Origin of the sequence: Faecalibacterium intestinale (assembly GCF_040096575.1) — a bacterium.
Classification (GTDB): domain Bacteria; phylum Bacillota; class Clostridia; order Oscillospirales; family Ruminococcaceae; genus Faecalibacterium; species Faecalibacterium intestinale.
In genome coordinates this window covers 1-17511 of the sequence record NZ_JBBMEN010000004.1, presented here as the reverse complement: position 1 = coordinate 17511, position 17511 = coordinate 1, and the positions used below count along the sequence as shown (strand labels likewise).

The 17511-nt window shown below is 51.3% G+C and carries 17 protein-coding genes and 4 pseudogenes; 18 read left to right on the top strand and 3 right to left on the bottom strand.

What is annotated here, in order from left to right; genetic code table 11:
• Positions 1-69: 69 nt before the first annotated feature.
• From WMO20_RS04555 to WMO20_RS04520, 9 genes and pseudogenes are all read left to right on the top strand, one after another.
• Positions 70-570: a TnpV protein gene (locus WMO20_RS04555; protein WP_349185986.1), complete on the top strand. Its 501-nt coding sequence runs from the start codon at positions 70-72 to the stop codon at positions 568-570.
• Complete coding sequence (locus WMO20_RS04550) at positions 498-1010, top strand: hypothetical protein (protein ID WP_349185985.1); 513 nt, start codon at positions 498-500, stop codon at positions 1008-1010. The genes WMO20_RS04555 and WMO20_RS04550 overlap by 73 nt, the downstream gene beginning before the upstream one ends.
• Positions 989-1213 (top strand): annotated as a pseudogene (locus tag WMO20_RS14535) (MutS N-terminal domain-containing protein); the annotation flags it as partial. The gene WMO20_RS04550 and the pseudogene WMO20_RS14535, both read left to right, overlap by 22 nt.
• 414 nt (positions 1214-1627) lie before the next feature.
• Positions 1628-1891, top strand: a pseudogene (locus WMO20_RS14530) (hypothetical protein); the annotation flags it as partial.
• Positions 1887-2567 (top strand): DUF4368 domain-containing protein, encoded by a 681-nt coding sequence (locus tag WMO20_RS04540; RefSeq protein WP_349186073.1) that lies wholly within the window; start codon positions 1887-1889, stop codon positions 2565-2567. The pseudogene WMO20_RS14530 and the gene WMO20_RS04540, both read left to right, overlap by 5 nt.
• On the top strand, positions 2539-2943 hold the full coding sequence (locus tag WMO20_RS04535) for a TnpV protein (RefSeq protein ID WP_349185984.1): 405 nt from the start codon (positions 2539-2541) through the stop codon (positions 2941-2943). The genes WMO20_RS04540 and WMO20_RS04535 overlap by 29 nt, the downstream gene beginning before the upstream one ends.
• A gap of 75 nt (positions 2944-3018) precedes the next feature.
• Complete coding sequence (locus WMO20_RS04530) at positions 3019-3237, top strand: helix-turn-helix domain-containing protein (protein ID WP_316545600.1); 219 nt, start codon at positions 3019-3021, stop codon at positions 3235-3237.
• The gene (locus WMO20_RS04525) at positions 3234-3974 is read left to right on the top strand and encodes a DNA-methyltransferase (protein ID WP_349185983.1); all 741 of its coding nucleotides are present in this window, start codon (positions 3234-3236) and stop codon (positions 3972-3974) included. Before WMO20_RS04530 ends, WMO20_RS04525 begins: the two co-directional genes overlap by 4 nt.
• Positions 3964-5019 (top strand): DNA cytosine methyltransferase, encoded by a 1056-nt coding sequence (locus WMO20_RS04520; RefSeq protein ID WP_349185981.1) that lies wholly within the window; start codon positions 3964-3966, stop codon positions 5017-5019. The genes WMO20_RS04525 and WMO20_RS04520 overlap by 11 nt, the downstream gene beginning before the upstream one ends.
• 38 nt (positions 5020-5057) lie before the next feature.
• Here the strand turns inward: WMO20_RS04520 and WMO20_RS04515 are convergent, their stop codons facing one another.
• Genes WMO20_RS04515 through WMO20_RS04505 form a run of 3 tightly spaced genes read right to left on the bottom strand, consistent with a single transcriptional unit; the run spans position 5058 to position 8322 of the window.
• A complete protein-coding gene (locus WMO20_RS04515; RefSeq protein WP_349185979.1) occupies positions 5058-6287 on the bottom strand; it encodes an McrC family protein in 1230 nt (409 codons plus the stop codon).
• Between the two features lie 5 nt (positions 6288-6292).
• Positions 6293-7552 carry an AAA family ATPase gene (locus tag WMO20_RS04510; RefSeq protein WP_349185977.1) on the bottom strand — a complete coding sequence of 420 codons (1260 nt, stop codon included), beginning with the start codon at positions 7550-7552 and terminating at the stop codon, positions 6293-6295.
• Positions 7553-7566: 14 nt separating this feature from the next.
• Positions 7567-8322 carry a hypothetical protein gene (locus WMO20_RS04505; protein WP_349185976.1) on the bottom strand — a complete coding sequence of 252 codons (756 nt, stop codon included), beginning with the start codon at positions 8320-8322 and terminating at the stop codon, positions 7567-7569.
• A 99-nt stretch (positions 8323-8421) separates the two neighbouring features.
• Between WMO20_RS04505 and WMO20_RS04500 the strand changes: the two genes are divergently transcribed.
• The 9 genes and pseudogenes from WMO20_RS04500 to WMO20_RS14525 all read left to right on the top strand — a co-directional run.
• Complete coding sequence (locus tag WMO20_RS04500) at positions 8422-8625, top strand: hypothetical protein (protein WP_349185974.1); 204 nt, start codon at positions 8422-8424, stop codon at positions 8623-8625.
• A 30-nt stretch (positions 8626-8655) separates the two neighbouring features.
• Complete coding sequence (locus WMO20_RS04495) at positions 8656-8970, top strand: DUF3847 domain-containing protein (protein ID WP_435387756.1); 315 nt, start codon at positions 8656-8658, stop codon at positions 8968-8970.
• Between the two features lie 385 nt (positions 8971-9355).
• On the top strand, positions 9356-10927 hold the full coding sequence (gene mobQ, locus WMO20_RS04490) for a MobQ family relaxase (protein WP_435387757.1): 1572 nt from the start codon (positions 9356-9358) through the stop codon (positions 10925-10927).
• Between the two features lie 12 nt (positions 10928-10939).
• Positions 10940-11122, top strand: coding sequence for a hypothetical protein (locus WMO20_RS04485; RefSeq protein WP_349186078.1), 183 nt, complete (start codon positions 10940-10942; stop codon positions 11120-11122).
• 162 nt (positions 11123-11284) lie between these two features.
• Positions 11285-13789 (top strand): winged helix-turn-helix domain-containing protein, encoded by a 2505-nt coding sequence (locus tag WMO20_RS04480; protein ID WP_349185972.1) that lies wholly within the window; start codon positions 11285-11287, stop codon positions 13787-13789.
• 113 nt (positions 13790-13902) lie between these two features.
• The gene (locus WMO20_RS04475) at positions 13903-16080 is read left to right on the top strand and encodes a hypothetical protein (protein ID WP_349185970.1); all 2178 of its coding nucleotides are present in this window, start codon (positions 13903-13905) and stop codon (positions 16078-16080) included.
• Positions 16081-16155: 75 nt separating this feature from the next.
• Positions 16156-16986: pseudogene (locus tag WMO20_RS04470) on the top strand (AAA family ATPase); the annotation flags it as partial.
• 106 nt (positions 16987-17092) lie between these two features.
• Complete coding sequence (locus tag WMO20_RS04465; RefSeq protein ID WP_117532921.1) at positions 17093-17248, top strand: transposon-encoded TnpW family protein; 156 nt, start codon at positions 17093-17095, stop codon at positions 17246-17248.
• Between the two features lie 33 nt (positions 17249-17281).
• Positions 17282-17511 (top strand): annotated as a pseudogene (locus tag WMO20_RS14525) (hypothetical protein); the annotation flags it as partial.

The following is a 17511-nucleotide window of genomic DNA, read 5'->3' as shown; positions in this document are numbered from 1 at the left end:
TATCTCTGCGGGCAGCGATGAAACGGCTGCCCGCTCTTTTTGTACCCTGAAACCGAAAGGAGGCTTCAAATGCCAAACAAAACCGAAAAATATCTTGCACTTGCCTGCAAAACGGCAGACAGCTTTTCGCGACAGTGGAAGCACTGGGCAGAATTTCTGATCACAGCGGCACGGCTGTACAAATACAGTTACCCGGATCAGCTGATGATCTATGCCCAAAGACCGGATGCCACGGCCTGTGCCGAGTATGATGTATGGAACAATAAAATGAACCGTTACGTCCGGCGTGGTTCCAAGGGCATTGCACTGCTGGATGAATCCGGCGGATACCCGCGCCTGCACTATGTCTTTGATGTGTCTGATACGGCACCGCGGCGAAACGCCCTGTACCCGCACCTGTGGGAGGTGGAACAGACGGCAGAAAACAGGATGCAACAGCTGATGAAAGAACTGTTGGAGAGGAACCCGGCTCCGGACAAGGAGAAAAACCAGATGGCGTGGGTGCAGCACATGAACAGCCTGAAAGCGCAGGCGGAGGAAATGATCCTGACCGAGCTGATTTACAGCTGAATTTTCTGGAGGCGGCCATTCCAACGGAAGCACAGCAAATCGAATCCATCGACCAAGCGGAGAACGAGAAATCGTCCTCCGCTTTTGTTTTGTCACAGGCTGATATTGAAAAAGCACTGCGGAGAGGTTCTAACTTTGAAAACAGCAAGCTTCGGATTTGGGAGATTTATCAGACACAGCCTGACCGAAAACTCCGGGCAAAAGCGCTTGCCAAAGAATATGCACCGCACGGTCCCGGTGGATGTTCGCACACCTATCTGGACGGAAGCAGTGGTTGGCTTGACCACGACAGCAAGGGGCTGACATTTGAACATTATCCGGACCATCAGAAGATATTTCTTCGCTGGAATCAGGTGGAAAAATATATTGATCTGATGATGCAGGCCGACCGCTATCTGACAGATAAAGAAAAAACGCTATTGAACTGTATTTTGAACTAAATGCCGACAGTGCCGCCGAATATAATGCGCTGAAAGAACAGTACCCGGATGCACTGGTAGGTTTTGAGCAAAACGGACAGTTCGAGTTCTACGGCGAGGATGCCAGGAAAATCTGTGAACTGACTGGCGGAAAGCTGCTGGAAAGAGAAACGGCGCTGGGAACTGTTCTGGTTACCGGGTTTCCCAGGGAGCAGTGGGTGTATCGTGCCAAGCGGCTGTGGGAGTGCGGTGAAAATATCTACCTTGCCGGCCTGAATGAAGATGGCACGCACCATCAGACCAAATATCTGCGCAGAGAGGATTATCTGCCGGTCGGTTCCATTGTCCACATGAAAGGCCGGGAATCCCGGGTAGACAAGGTTGATTTTGACAAGGACAGTGTTACCCTGCAGGATATGGCACTGGCCGACCTGCGGATGCCGATTTTTCGGGAAGCACCGCTGGCGGTAGTATGGGAACTGTATGAGCAGGAACCGGAACCGCCGGTTTTGGTCACGGATGGATTGGGGCTGCCCGGTGAAGATTCGAATAAGCTGCCCGTTTCGATAGAAGTCAATGAGGTGCCGACGACCCCGGAGGTGGCCGCTGCAGAAGAAGGTCTGAATGAAGAAGGTGCTCCGGAGCCCGCCGGAAATTTCCGTATTACGGATGAGGCACTCGGCGCAGGCGGTCCCAAACAGAAGTTCGCCCGGAATATCAAAGCCATCAAAACGCTGTTCACTCTGGAACAGGAGCACCGCGGTGCCACTGCCGAAGAACAGCAGGTGCTTTCGCAGTATGTTGGTTGGGGAGGTTTGGCGGATGCCTTTGACCCGGACAAGAGCAGTTGGGCAAAGGAGTATGCCGAATTGAAAGGGCTGCTCTCCGAGGAGGAATATTCAACATTTCATTTCGCTGATTCGTAAGTGCAAAAATCCAACAGAAATCTCCGATTCAATGTTTAACGAACTTGTCGATAAAATCGTTGTTTATGAAGCCGAGGGTGCAGGCAACGCCCGCACACAAAAGGTTGATATTTATTTCAACTATGTCGGTCAAGTCGATATTGCTTATACCGAGGAAGAACTTGCCGAACTGAAAGCGCAGAAGGAGCAGGAAGAACGGCAGCACATGGAAAAACAGCGCAAACGTGAAAAAGCCTACCGAGAAAAGCGAAAGGCAAAGAAAATCACTGAAAACGGTGGCGAGATCATTAAAACCAAAACGTGTCCGCACTGCGGGAAGGTGTTTACACCTACGAGCAACCGACAGCTTTTCTGCTCAAGGGAATGCTGGAATCAGGCAAGACAGGAGCAAAAGGAAGCGGCTAGAGAAGCCGAGAGAGGAACTCACTACTACCGGCAGCGCACCTGTGCCGTATGCGGTCACTCCTACTGGCCTACACACAGCCAGCAGGAATTTTGTTCTGATGAGTGCAGAAGAATCAACCACAACAAGAAAACCTTGGAATTCTATCACAAGAAAAAAGGAAATCCAAAACCTGACCCAGAAGCAGTCCCAACGCCGAAACCAAAGGAGGATAATGCAGATGACTACCATGAAAAATTCCATCCATGACAACGCTAACGGTCTGGACTACACCCTTGTCAATGTGCCGAATCTGACCGCAGCAGCCCCGGCAGAGCAGCACCCCACCGGGCGGTGGGGCCGCTTACATAAGACGTACCTGAAGGAGCAGCATCCCATCCAGTATAATCAACTGCTCCTGTCCGGTGAACTGGACGGCTATCTTGCCAAGCTGGACAAGCAGGCCGAGGAACAGCTTGCATTGACCATCCGGCAGATGCAGGAAGCCGAGGGCGTGACCGAAGCGCTGAAAGCCGCCGATCAACTGGAATGGGTGCGCAGGATGAACAGCATCCGCAACCGTGCCGAAGAAATCATTCTTCGAGAAATCGTTTTTAACACCTACAAAAATCAAGCGTTCGCTTGATTTTAGAGCCGAAGCATGGTATTATATACAAGTATGTCTTTTTGGTCGGATGAAAATCTTTGTTGGAGGATGGCTATGGCTGTCAGGTACAAAAAACTTTGGCTGTTGCTAAAAAAACGAAACTTAAAGAAGAAAGACCTTCAAAGCATTGCCAATATAAGTTCGACTTCTATTACCAAGTTGGCTAAGGATGAAACAGTACGAACTGATACCCTAGACAAAATTTGTCTGGCACTTCAATGTGATATATCCGACATCATGGAAATTGTTGAAGAAGGGAGGAACGAGCAATGAATTGGTATGATATTCAAAACACTGACTGTATCAGTGCTATGCACAAGGTCAAATCCGATTCTGTAGATCTTATTTTAACTGATCCCCCCTATAATCTTGGCTTATTTATGAAAAGCCGTGAAACCAACCTCAAGCAAATGAGAAGTAACTTCTTCGGAAGTGCTGGATGGGATAATCTTGAATTTGAAGAATGGATAGAATCCATGGACGATTTTTTTGCAGAGGCTGCTAGAACGGTAAAGGTCGGCGGTTCCTTGATTATGTTCATGTCTCTTATTAAAATTGAGACAATAATCAAACTTGCAGAAAAACACGGCTTCTACTACAAAACGACAGGCATTTGGCACAAGTTGAATCCAATGCCTAGAAATATGAATCTGCATTTTATTAACTCTACTGAGGCATGGTTGTATTTCGTTTATAAGAAGCATACCGGAACTTTTAATAATGACGGAAAAGCCATCCACGATTTTTTTGAAACATCAGTTACCCCCACAGGCGAAAGAAAATTCGGCAAGCATCCTACACAGAAACCACTGGCTTTGATGTCGCAATTTGTTCGACTGCTTTCAAACGAAAACGATACTGTCATGGATCCGTTCATGGGAAGTGGAAGTTCGGGCGAAGCTGCACTTACCTTAAAGCGCAATTTTATAGGTTCGGAAATCAACGCAGACTACTTCCAGATAAGCAACGAACGACTTTCATTACATGGGGAGCAAAAAAATGAGTTATAAAATTATTGATTTGTTCGCTGGTGTTGGTGGCCTTTCGCTTGGTTTTGAAATGGAAGGATTCAATGTCGTTGTTGCAAATGAATATGATCCTTCGATTGCAAAGGCATATATCAAAAATCGTCCCAACCCCAATATGATAGTGGAAGACATTACGAAGCTGCCCATTATGGATACCTTTGGGAAATATGCCGGACAAATTGATGTTGTTGTTGGTGGGCCGCCTTGTCAAGGCTTTTCACAGAAGGGGCAGCGAAAAACCATCAATGATCCACGGAATTTTTTATTCAAGTACTACGTCGATGTTGTGAGAACTGTTCGTCCGAAGTATTTTGTTATGGAGAATGTTCCCAATTTGCTAACAACTGAGCACGGCTATTTCAAGAAAGAAGTATTTGAGCTTTTTGAATCTCTTGGATATGGTGTTGATGCAAGAGTACTGTGTGCAGCTGACTATGGTGTTCCTCAAAATCGAAATAGAGCATTCGTTATCGGAAAATTGCATAGTAAATCTATCGGATTTCCGAAAGCGATAGAAAAGCATGTTACAATTTGGGATGCCATAAGCGATTTGAATTTTCTTAATTCTGGCGAAGGAGAAGAAATTCAGCGATACCGTATTGATCCACAGAGCGATTATCAGAAAGTATTGCGCAGAAATTCGCAACTACTATATAATCATGTGGCAACTAATCATTCTAAAACTGCCTTAGAGAGATTGGAACTTATTCCGCCAAAGGGTGGAAAAGAATATCTCCCCAAGGAGCATCTTACAAAATCCATATATAGTGGTACATGGACAAGAATGGATGCGGATGATATTTCCGTCACAATAACCACTCGTTTTGATACGCCTTCTTCGGGACGCTTTACACACCCGTTCTTGAACCGTGCAATCACCGTTCGTGAAGCAGCTCGCATCCAGTCTTTTCCAGACACATTTGTTTTTTATGGTAGCAAAACATCTCAGATGAAACAAGTTGGAAATGCTGTTCCTCCATTACTCGCTAAAGCCATTGCTGAATATATCAAACAGGACATGGAATAAACAAAACCGGCCGCAATTGATTTTGCGACCGGTTTTGTTTATTCCACCAAAGATATTAAATGCGAACGGAATCGTGGCCAATTCAGTGATATCGAAAGATCGACTAGTCGAATTCGGAGATTCTGCCTTGTATTATTGGCGAGTTCAAGCGAATAATCTCCTATGTAGGCAGTGGAATCCGAATCATACGGATACAATAAATACACTGCACGACATCCATCGAATGATGTCCCATACGCATTCATTTGGTAGATGTCCGATTCTTTTGCAAATCCATGAATCCGTTTCCATTTTGTATCCAATATTGTAAGGCAATCATCTCTTTTTAAGACTATATCCGGACGCAAGAGTATATACCTTCTGCCAGACGAACTTTTGACCAGATATTTCTTTGCGTACTGGTAATTCACATGACTTCCATATATTTTGTGGTAACAACAATAGACATATCTCTCATAGAGTTTGCTCATATCGAACAGCATGAATTGAGCCTTCTGTTTGCCAGCACTGAAGCCAACAGATAGATTTTCAAGATAAAGTCTTGCGAAGCATACCGGAGATTGGATTCTTGAATTGATAGAATTAAATGCGATATGAGTTTTTAGTGCTATATCCCTTGAAACATTTTGAATGTCCGAAAATTCGTGTGTCAACTTTTTGATTCGATAGCGAAGTTGAGAACTTCCAGTATCATTAAACATTTGGGTGAGAGCGCATAGAAGTAGCTGATTTATTTTATTGTCTTTCAGATACTTAGAGTAAGTACACTTGAACTTTGTTGGGAATTCCTCCGGCCTGTTAAATTGTTGCCTGAAATCGATTTTTCCACGAAGAACTGACTGTGTTTTTGTTATTTTAACGTAGTCCAAAATCAATGATGATTTGACATACTGCTCTAACAGAACAATATAGTTGTAAATCATCAAATCGCGGAATCCAAAAGATTCTATCGATACAGATGATTCTCTCGGTGATGACAAAGTGATGTGATCGACAGTGCAAAGCATATTTATTAAGATTTTTCGATTTTGCAGTGAGCTTTCACAAAATGAGATTTTGGGTAAAACCTCAATAGAAAGCCCCTGAAGATCAACAACCCCAACCCACTGCTGTGCTGCAACATAATTATCACGTCTGACAAATGCCGGAACATCGCCTACAAAGATGTTTTGCAGCTGTGCTGCGTCCATAGCAGTTATATAATGTAGCTGCTCATTTCTATGCTGCTTTATTAAAAGTTTTTCGTATTCAAAGACCGTGATTCTCATAAACGTTAATCCTGATAAATCTGCACCAAAGATTCTAAGGTTAAATCGGGATTTACAAAGAAGTGCTTAACTGGTTCAATGTCGTACTCTCCTGTGTAAGAGAACAGATTTTCCGGAGAGAGTTCCTCGTGGCAGTAGATAGCGTGTTCCTTAAGCTCGCCATCTGCATTTAGCGAGTTAAAAATAAGCTGAACTTTCTGAAGATCATCGAAGAAGTATTCTTCAAGTAGTGGGACAACTTTGAATGCGATTACGTCAAGAATGTCCCGATATGTACGGACCTTCATAAAGTACGCATGACCCAACATATGATTTGCATCAAGTAGTAATTCAATTCGGCTATTGATGGTATCAAATAAGCGTACCAAATCCACACCGTCAATATTGTGGGCATCAAGGCGATGCTGTGAGAGCACATCGGTCAAAATTTGCGAATTTGATGGAAAGGCCTTAAATTGAAACCTTCTTCTCAACGCAATATCGATCGCGGCAATAGACTTGTCTGCTGAATTCATTGTGCCATATATGTTTAGATTGTTCGGTACAGAGAAAACGTCTTTTGAGTACGGCAAAGTTGTTTCCAACTCGTTTGCTTCGCCTTTTCGTTTATCAGACTCAATCAAACTAATAAGTTCACCAAATATTTCAGCGATATTGCCGCGGTTGATTTCATCAATGAAAATCGCATAGGAATTTTCGGGATGTTCGGAGGCATTTTTGCAAATTCTCTTAAAAACTCCATCTTTTGGAGAATAGTCAAGAGTATTTGTTTCTGCATCGTATGTGGGACGAATGCCTTCGACGAAGTCCTCATACGAGAACGACTGATGGAAAGTCACAAACTCAAAACGTTTGTTAAGGGCAGAATCCGACATATAATTTTTTACAAAATCATGCTCGTATGAAAACAATGCCGCCTTATCAACAAACCACTTTCCATTTCTTCGAGAAAAGATTTGTGGCGATTGACGCTGAATTATACCGCCTTGCTCTGTAGAATGTCTTTCTAATGTGTCAGATGGCATATAATCCGTCAATCTAAGATTCAGAGTATCAACTTTTCGGGAAATTTCGGCAGAATCCATTAAATGACCATTCTGAAGCAATATTAAAGCAAGCAAAAGCCACTTTTCTGAATTGTGCATATAAGTTTGACGGATAGTGTCATCTTCAATATTGTAGTCAATATAGTCGCTTATCATTTTCTGCATGAAGAATGTTTTTCCAGTACCCGGAGGGCCATAGAAAATAATGTTTTCAGCCATAGTATAATTCCTCGTCACTCTATCGTTTTTAATCCGTCTAACACAGAAGATTCATCCCTAGTCAGACATCCACCGAATGTTGTTGTGTACGACGATTTCATTACATCATATTTCTTTTCAGAAACCATGCCATAACATTTCAAAAATTTATCCCAATTCTTTATGCGAAGTTGTGGCTTGCGAGGTTCACCGCCCTCCACGCGATCCCTTGCGAGATTATAGTTGACCGAAAATCCTTCAGAAACCAACAAATCATGTAAAAGCATACCGGTTGTGTTGTTAGGACAGTCCAGAACAAGATAGCGTATCTTATTGTTTTGACGATTTAAGTCAACGGAGCCACGGCCATCAAATGCGCCAACAACAAAGCAACGCCTTACTGCAGGCGATGATTGTATAAGTGCCTGTTTGATTTCAGGTATTACTGGCTCAAGGCTATCGCAATTTCGGCTACCAAAAAACGCTCCAAATCCCTGCATTCGGAAGAACTTGCCCGAATCAAGGCCGGCACTTTTGATGGTATCTCTCATATATACATAGCCGTGAAGATTTCTGTTGATGTTTTGAACATGATTGTAGTGCATTTCAATCTGAGTTACAGTTGCATAGCCGGGATTTGACCGAAACGGTGCAATCCAAAAAGTTTGACCGTTGTTTATCGTGTGTTCATTAGCTGCCAAAATCCCACCTAAAAAGTAAGCGACCTCATTGGTTAGGTAGTCACTACCAAAGTCAATTCCAATGTTCAAAGGAATGTAGTCTACGGGCATACTGCCACCTCCCACAAAATGACTATTTTAATTATATACATTATAATGTTTTTTGTCAAAAGAAACAATGCGCATGAACAGAAAAAGGAGATGAAGAAAATGACCATGACCAAACTTGGAACCATGATTTATGAAGATGGAACGGATTCTTATAGCGTATTTACGTTCAATTTCGAAATACAGAATCAGCTTGATAACATCTCGTGCCATAGTCCTGAACTTTGTTGCAAACTACCAACGGATGATTCGTCTGGAAAAATGTATCGCATTAAAAACTTGAAACTACTCTTTTCTGTTTGCTAAAAAACTTGAAGTAAAGGGAGCGTGATGCCCTTGACCCAACCCAAAACCGATCTTGCCTACCTCAGCAACGAAAAAGCCAAAGCAGAGCAGAAGCTGCGCTCTTGCCAGCACAGAGAGAAAATCCTTGAGCGTCGGATGTCGGAGCTGAACCGGAGAGAGCGTGTGCATCGTCTTTGCACTCGTGCCGGAATGCTGGAAAGTTTTCTGGTCTGTCCGGGAGAACTGACCGACGATCAGGTGATGGAACTTTTGAAAATCTCGTTCCGTCAACCTGAAGTCGTGCTGGCTCTTGCAAAGATGGTGCATGACGTTTACGAAAAGCAGAACATTCCGAGCCCCCTATGAAATAGGGCGCAATTATACACCTTGTCGTCACTTGCTGCGTATCGTTCGCATCTGTGCAAAAAGCACAAATGCTCATTCACTCCGCAGTTCCTCCTCTTCCCCATAAAATCATCTTCGATGCTTTTCCGGGGACCCCTTTGTGTGAAATTGCGGTCTTGCAGACGGCTCGATGAAATCGAAGCTGGCGTTTGTGCGCCAGCCCGATTCCAGCGCAAGGAAAACTGCATTTTCCTTGCGCTGCTTTGCAGCTATCCTTTTGCGGCTCCCGCCCAAGACCGAAGTGCACGGCACTCCGGTCCAAGGCGGCGAGCACAACCGAATACGATTCCAGACCGTTCACAAGAGCAATCTTGCTGGGCGGTCTTTTTGTTTGGGGGTGATGCCTATTCCGTGTCCGCATTTCAAAATTACCATCGTCAAGCGCAGCCAAGGACAGTCCGCTGTTGCCGGGGCCGCTTATCAGAGCGGCGAACGGCTATTCAGCGAGTACGACCAGAAAACCAAATTCTACAACAAGAAGAAAGAACTTGTCCACGCCGAGGTCATGCTGCCGTCCCATGCGCCGCCCGGATATGCAGACAGGGCAATGCTCTGGAATGCCGTGGAAGCCGTAGAGAACCAATGGAACTCCCAGCTTGCCCGGCGCATTGTGTTGGCATTCCCGGTGGAAGTCCCGAAAGAGCAGTATCTGAAAATGATTCGGGAGTTTTGTCAGGAACAGTTTGTTTCCAAGGGCATGATTGCCGATTTTGCCATCCACGACAAGGGAGACGGAAACCCACACGCCCACATTCTGCTGACGCTCCGGGCAATGGACGAACACGGTAAGTGGTTGCCGAAAGCCCGAAAGGTGTACGACCTTGACGAGAACGGCGAGCGCATCCGGCTCCCCTCTGGCAACTGGAAGTGCCACAAGGAAAACACGGTGGACTGGAACGACCAGAAGTACGCTGAGGTCTGGCGGCACAGCTGGGAGACCATAACCAACCGCTATCTGGAAGCCGCTGGCAGACCGGAACGTGTTGACCTGCGCTCCTTTGAGCGGCAGGGCATCCAGCAGATACCGACCGTCCACCTCGGCCCTGCTGCACACCAGATGGAAAAGCGTGGGGTGGAAACCTTTCTCGGCAACCTGAACCGGGATATTCGTGCGGCCAACAGCCTGATGCAGTCCATCCGCAGCGCAATTCGTGGGCTGCAACGCTGGATCGCAGACCTGACTGAAAAGAAGCAGATTCTTCTGGACGCACTGGAAAAGGCGAAAGAGCCCACGCTGTCCGACCTGCTGGTGGACTACTTCAATCTCCGCAATGAGCAGCGCAGCGATTGGTCTGGCAAGGCAAAACTGAAATGCACTGTCCGAGACTTTGAGGAAGTCAAACGGGCGGTGGACTACCTGAAAACCCATTCTCTGAACACTATCGAGGATTTGGACACCGCAATTTCTAACCTGAACCAGACCGCCGCTCCTCTCCGCAAGCAGTTGAAGCAGAACGAAAATCGTATGCGGGCAATCGCCCAGATCAAGGACGCTGCTGCCGTCCATGCCAAGCTGAAGCCCATCCATGATACCTTTATCAAGAAGAACTTCAAGTTGACCAAGGACGCTTACGCTGCCCAGCACAAAGAGGAACTGGACACCTTTAATAAAGCCGTCCGCACCCTGATGAAGCTGAACGGCAGCACAGCGGTGGATTTTTCGGCATTGGATGCCGAATTTTCTGCGCTGCAATCCGGCAGCGCAGAACTGCGTACCAAACTGGAAACCTTGCAGCCGGACGTCTCTGCACTGAAAAATATCCGCAAGTATATCGACATGGTGCTGAATAAGCAGCAGCTTTCCGTACCGGGCGGCAAGACCTCGGAAAAGGAATCGGTGCTGAAAAAGCTGGAAGAAGCCAAGGCAGCACAGTCTGTAATGAAAACGGAAGCGAAAAATCACACACAGGAGCTTTAAGGAGGAAGCAGCATGACCTACACCCAAGCCCAGATCGACAAAGCCAATGCGGTGGATCTGGAAAAATTTCTCCGGGCACAGGGCGAAACGCTGGTGCGCAGCGGAAAAGAATACCGCTGGAAAGCCCACGACAGCCTGACCGTTTGCGGAAACAAATGGTTTCGGCACAGCCAGAGCAAGGGCGGCATGTACTAAGCCAAAACCGCCGCTCCCAAGAATCCCAATTTATAAAAAGAACGCAGGCAGAACTTTTCGCAAAGGCGAAGGCTCTGCCTGCTTTTTTGCACCCCTGCCGCACTTTTCTCTTCGCCGCAAATGTGCTACAATAGCCTTAGCATAAGGAAAAGGGGAACGCGCATGGCCAGAAACAGGCAGAACCTGAACATCATCTACATCTCGGACCGAATGCGGGAGACGCTGCGACCCATAGCGTCCTGTGCGCTCACGGCGGTGGTGGCCCCCATGGGCTACGGTAAAACGACGGCGGTGCGCTGGTTCTTGGCAGAGCAGGCCAAGGCGGGGGCCGTGGTGCTGCAAGCCAGCATCTACTCGGATAACCGCTCCATCTTCTGGAAAAGCGTGCAGAAGGCCTTTGCCGCCGCCGGGCTGACGGTGCTGGAGGGCTACGACTGCCCCGCCGACGCCAGCGGCGCGGCTTTGCTGCTGGAGGACCTGTGTGCCGCGCTGGGCGGCAAAACGCCCTACTATCTTTTTCTGGACGATTTCCACCTGCTGGGGGACGAGCGGGTGGCGCAGTTTTTGTGTCGGCTGGCCTACCGCCTGCCCGAGAACGTCCACCTTATCGTGGCCAGCCGCAACCGCTTTCTGCCCGGGGAGCAGGTGGTGCGGCTGGGGCGGCGGCTCCACCGCATCGAGGCCGACGGCCTCCGCCTGAACCGGGAGGAGCTGCTGGCCTACACCCACCGCTGCGGCGTGGAGATCACCGCTGCCCAGACCGAGAGCCTGCTGCGCTCCTGCGAGGGGTGGTTCTCCGCCGTCTACCTGAACCTCCATGCCCTGACCGAGCGGGGGAGCCTGCTGCAGCCGGGGTCGGACATCTACGCCATGTTCACCGCCGCCATGCTGGAGTCCCTGCCCGAGAAGACCCGGGGCTTCCTCGCTGTGATGGGGCTGGCCGATGAGTTCACGGTGGAGATGGCCCGGGCTGTCACCGCCCTGCCCGACGCAGAGGAGGTGCTGCGGGCCCTCACCCAGCAAAACGCCTTTGTCACCCGCCTGCCGGACGGGGTGAGCTTCCGCTTCCACCACATGATGAAAGAGTGCGCTGAGCGGCTCTTTGCCCAGCTGCCCGCCGCCCGGCAAACGGAGGTCTGGCAGCGGTATGGCCATTGGTATGCCCAAAAAGCCCAGTACCTCCACGCGCTGCAGGCCTTTGAGCACTGCGGCGACCACGATGCAGCCCTTGCCGTCATCGAGGCGGACGCGGGGAATCTGCTTGCATCCCTCAGCCCCGCCGAGCTGCTGCAGCGGCTGGACCGCTGCCCGGTGGAAGCGCTGCAGCGCCACCCGCTGGCCATTTTGGTGCTGATGCGCCGGATGTTCACCTGGCAGCAGATCCCCAAAATGATGGAGCTGAAAGCCCTGCTGGAAGCCGCCGTGGCCCAACACCCCGAGTGGCCCGCCGCCGAGCGGGGCAACCTGCTGGGGGAGTGCGATCTCATCCAGAGCTTCTTGTTCTACAACGACATCACCCAGATGAGCCGCCTCCACCGCAGCGCCAGCCGCCAGATGAGCCGCCCCGCCGTCACCCTGCGCAACAGCGGCAGCTGGACCTTCGGCTCCCCCTCGGTGCTGATGATGTACTACCGCGCCCCCGGGGAGCTGGGCAAAGAACTGGCCGAAATGTACGAGTGTATGCCCCATTACTATAAAATCACCAACGGCCACGGCCGGGGGGCCGAGCTTTTGATGGACGCGGAGGCCGCCTACCTGCAGGGGGCGTGGGAGAAAGCCGCCGTGCTGCTGGAGCGGGCCCGGGCCGATGCCGCCGGGCAGGAGAACATGACCCTCTGTTGCGACTTTTTGGCCCTGCGGCTGACCCTGTGCGGCAAGGGGAAAGAGAGGTACGATTTTGCCGCCAAGCGCGCCGCCTTGCTGCAAAAGCACGACGGGGTGCAGGTGCATCTGCTGGAGAGCATCGCCGCCTATTTCTACGCTTTGCAGGGCAGGCCGGAGCAGGCCCCGGAGCTGTTCCGGGAGCACAAGCTGGGCGAGGTGAGCTTCTTTGGGCCCTGCCGCCCCATGATGTCCCTCATCGAGCAGCAGGTCTGGCTGGCGCAGGGGGAGTACGTGAAGGTGATCGCCCACAGCGAGGGCCTGCTGCGCCGGTGCGAGGCCATGCACTACGGCTTGGTGGGGCTGCAGGCCCGCATCCAGCTGGCGGCGGCGCAGCTGCGCTTCGGCCAGCGGGCCGAGGCCCGGGCCGCGCTGGCAGCGGCTTTGCTGGACGCTGTGCAGGACGATTTCTGGGTGCTCTTTGTGGAGCAGTATCCCGCTCTGGCCCCCCTGCTGGAAGAGGAGGACTGGGCCGTGTGCGAGCCGCGTCTGGGGCCCTTCGTGGCCCGCATCCTGCCCGCAGGCCGGGCCTTTGCCGCCCGGCTGGGTCTGCGGGCCCCCGCCCCCGCGCCGGAGCTGCCCCTGACCGACCGCGACCGGGAGCTGGCCCGTCTGGTGGCCGGGCGGTGCACCAACAAGGAGATCGCCGCCGCCCTCTACCTCTCCGAGGGCACGGTGAAGCAGTACATCAACCAGCTCTACGCAAAGCTGGATATGGGCGGCGACCCCCGCACCCGCCGCGCCCGCTTGGCCGAGTGGTACCAGAAAAACGCCCCCCGGAATTAACCAAAAACTAACCCCGGGTTAATAGCAAAAACCAAAGCTCCACGGTATCCTAAAAGTGAACCGTGGAGCTTTTTTCCTGCAACAAAATTGGGTGAAAAAAGGAGGCTTTTGCAATGAAACGAAGATGGAAGAAATTCCTCGCCGGGGTGCTTTCCGCAGCCCTCGCGCTGAACCTCGCGGCCCCGCTGGCACTGGCGGGCAACTCGACGATCGGAGCAGCTTGCAGTGTGACAAGTGTGTTTCTGTATCCGGAGTATGTCGGACGGGTCGATGGTGAGAATGTGAGCTGCATTCAGGGTGAGGTATCCTATGACCATGGCCTTTTGACCTTTCACGGAGACGTGACGCTGACCACAGTTGGAGTTGCGGATTTGGGGACGGTCCCGCTGGTCAAAGCCCTCAGTGAAAAAAATCTGAGGCTGGTGGCAAACGGCAAGGTGACGGGCAGGACGAAAGGCAACGGCATTGAGGAAGCAAAAGAGATCGCCGGGGGAGAATACGATCTCACCTATGCCGATCTGGGTGCCTATTTGGATACTAAGCCGAACGGAATTTTGGGCGGAGACACAGGAACAACGATCACAGCCGGGACCGAAATCACGCTGAAAGATTTTCATACGGGCATCGGCGGAGGAGACGTCCGGATCGATGGCACCGTGAACATCACAGGGGCAATGTTCGAGGGAGCAACCTACGGCATCGCCAATTTCACTACCATGAACCCGGGCAGCGAGCTGGAGATCCATGCGGATCGGTACATCAGAAAGAATTGTATTCTGACATACAACGGCGGCCATCTGCTTATGATTGTGGCGGAAAACGGCGACGGCAATAACATCGTCCAGGGGAGACTGAGCATCGGAAATGACGTAAGCAGGTTCTGGTATCGCACCGACGAGAATGGAGCGTATACGGAAATCAACGTGAAGGAAAATTATGAGAACTTTACGGCTGCCATAGGACAGAACCAAGACTATCTGGAACTGACGGATGTGGACCCGGACCAGCCGGAAAGCGAAACCTACGACCTCTGGGTAGCAGGCAAGCAGGTCACAAAGACCAACCAGAGCAACGTGCTGGGTGACGGCACCGTGTCCTATGACCCGGATACCCACACCCTGACCCTGAACAATGCACACCTCACGCTGGGCGAGGATGCGGAGGAAGGCATTTCCAGCTGCGTCGATTCCGACTTGACGGATGATATGCTGACCATTACCGGCACCGCCAGCCTTTCCGATGCCGACGGGATCATGACGGTTGGCCCGCTGACGCTGGATAACGCAACCCTCACCCTTACGGGCGAAAGCGGGGACGGCGTCGAGGACGCGATCCGGGCAGGCAGCCAGTGTGACAAAGACATCACCATCCGAAACAGCACCGTGACCATTGCGGACTCAAACGCGGAGGGAGACTTCTTCCACTATGGCATTCGGTGCGGCAAGCTCACCGTGGCAAACAGCACGCTGAACGTGAAAGTCGGCGGCTCGGCCATCGTGGCAGACGAGTTGGTGGCTTCCGGCGCAGGCACCGTCATCACGGCAGAAACGGATGCATCGGAGGAACAGGATTATTATGCCCTCGAACTGGACGAGCTGACCCTGAGGGACAGCCTTGACCTGGTGGAAGGCAGCGTAAAGGAGAGCAAGAAGGCGAAGATCGCCCGGCCGGAGCAGGCCCCCACGTACTTTAAGGTCTACTGGGTCGTCCATCCGGGGGACGAACCGGTGAATGCAGGAATGCAGTTCCCCGGTGCGATCTTCGGCAGCGAGGAGGAAGAACGCCTCTTTGTGGGCTGGTTCCTTGAGGACGGCACCCGCTTGGAGGATAGCCCCTACTACATGGGCCCGGGCGTGGGCCATGTGGGCAACCTCGACCGGGACGTGACCTTCTATGGCCATTGGCGCACCGCCGAGAGCGACGAGGGCAGCGGAGACGGCGGAGACAGCTTCGGCACCCTTCTTGCGGTCGGCGCAGTCGTGGGCGTGGCGGGCGTCGTGGCCTATCAGGTGGGCACGGAGCTCATCCTTGACCAGCTCCTGCCCGCAGGGGTGGCCGTGCCCCATACCCGCGCCGAGCTGGCAATGCTCCTCTGGAACACCGCAGGCCGCCCGGCCCCGGTCGCTCTGCCCGCCTTTGCGGACGTAGCCGACCCGGAGATGACCCAAGCCGCCCAGTGGGCCATCGAGCAGGGCTACCTGAAAGCCCGCGCCGACGGCAGCTTTAAGCCGGACAAGGGCGTTGCCAAGTGGCGCGTCATCCGCGGCTACCGGGCAGTGACCGAACCATGACCGTGCAGGTAAAATAGCCCCACAGCACAAGGCCCCGCAGACTTTGAAAAAGGTCTGCGGGGCCGCTGTTTGTTTATGCACCTTGCAGCCGCCTGCACCAACGGAAAATTGCTGCCCAACATGGAGCGCATGGAACCCTTCAACGTGATCTACCAGACCGCCGAGGACGGTCTGGGCGATACGGTAAAGCCCCGTCTGATCGAAGCCGGGGCAGACCTTGACCGGGTGCTGGTCATTGACGACAGCGAGGTGCAACTCACCCTTTCGGATGAACGAATTGAAAAAGCCATTATTGAGAACAACGCCCGATTGGTCATCATCGACCCGATCCAGGCGTATCTCGGTGCCGATGTGGACATGAACCGGGCAAACGAAGTGCGCCCCATCTTCATGCGACTGGGACAGGTAGCGCAGCGAACAGGCTGCGCTATTTTGCTGATTGGGCACCTGAACAAAGCCGCCGGAATGCAGAGCCTGCAACGGGGCCTCGGCTCTATCGACATTGCAGCCGCCGTCCGCAGCGTCATGTTCATCGGCAAGCTGAAGCACGACCCCACCGTGCGCATCCTGACCCATGAGAAAAGTTCCCTTGCCCCGCCGGGCGTGTCGCTGGCGTTCTCTCTGGGGGACGAGGGTGGTTTCCGCTGGGTCGGCGAGTACGACATTACCGCAGATGAAATGCTGTCCGGCATCGAGCCGCAGCGGGAAACCAAGACCCAGCAAGCTAAAGACCTAATCTGCACCCTGCTTGCCGGAGGAAAGCAGGTGTTCAGCGAGGACATCGACAAGGCGGCTCTGGAAAGGGGCATCCCCGGCAGAACTGTCCGGGATGCCAAACGGGAACTGGGCGATGCCCTGAAAAGCAAGATCGTGGAAGGCCGCAAAAAGGTCTTTTGGATGGAATAAGCCATTTGACTGGCAGAAAATTTTGGCTGGCAAGAAAATCATGGTACACCCACAGTTGCCAGTCTGCCAGCCAAATTCAGAAAATGACGATTTAAGGAGGGATTGAATGGAAAATCAGAATTCGAGTTATTCGGTGCAGATTGGTAAAACCACCTTTATTGTGTGCGTGAAGCAGTCCGAAACTGCCAAAAAGCCGATTGAAAAGATGTTCAAGGATATGTGCAGACACGAAATTACAAGGGCTTCCTTGCGGACAACCTGATGAATTTAGAAAAATTACCGAAAACCTCTTGACGAAGTCCAGCCCGAGGGTACCGGCTACCGTGCCCGCACCCGGTTCGCCAAGTTTTTCAACCTCCCGGAATTGATGTCCATGTTCAAGGAGGTTGCGGACATTAAAACTTCCGACCAGCTTCATCTGCCGGTGCCGGTTGCAAAGTTTGAAACCGTGGTGGCAAAGCCGTCCGAAATTCAAAAGGAAATGGTGCAGGAACTGAGCAAACGTGCCGCAGATATCCACTCCGG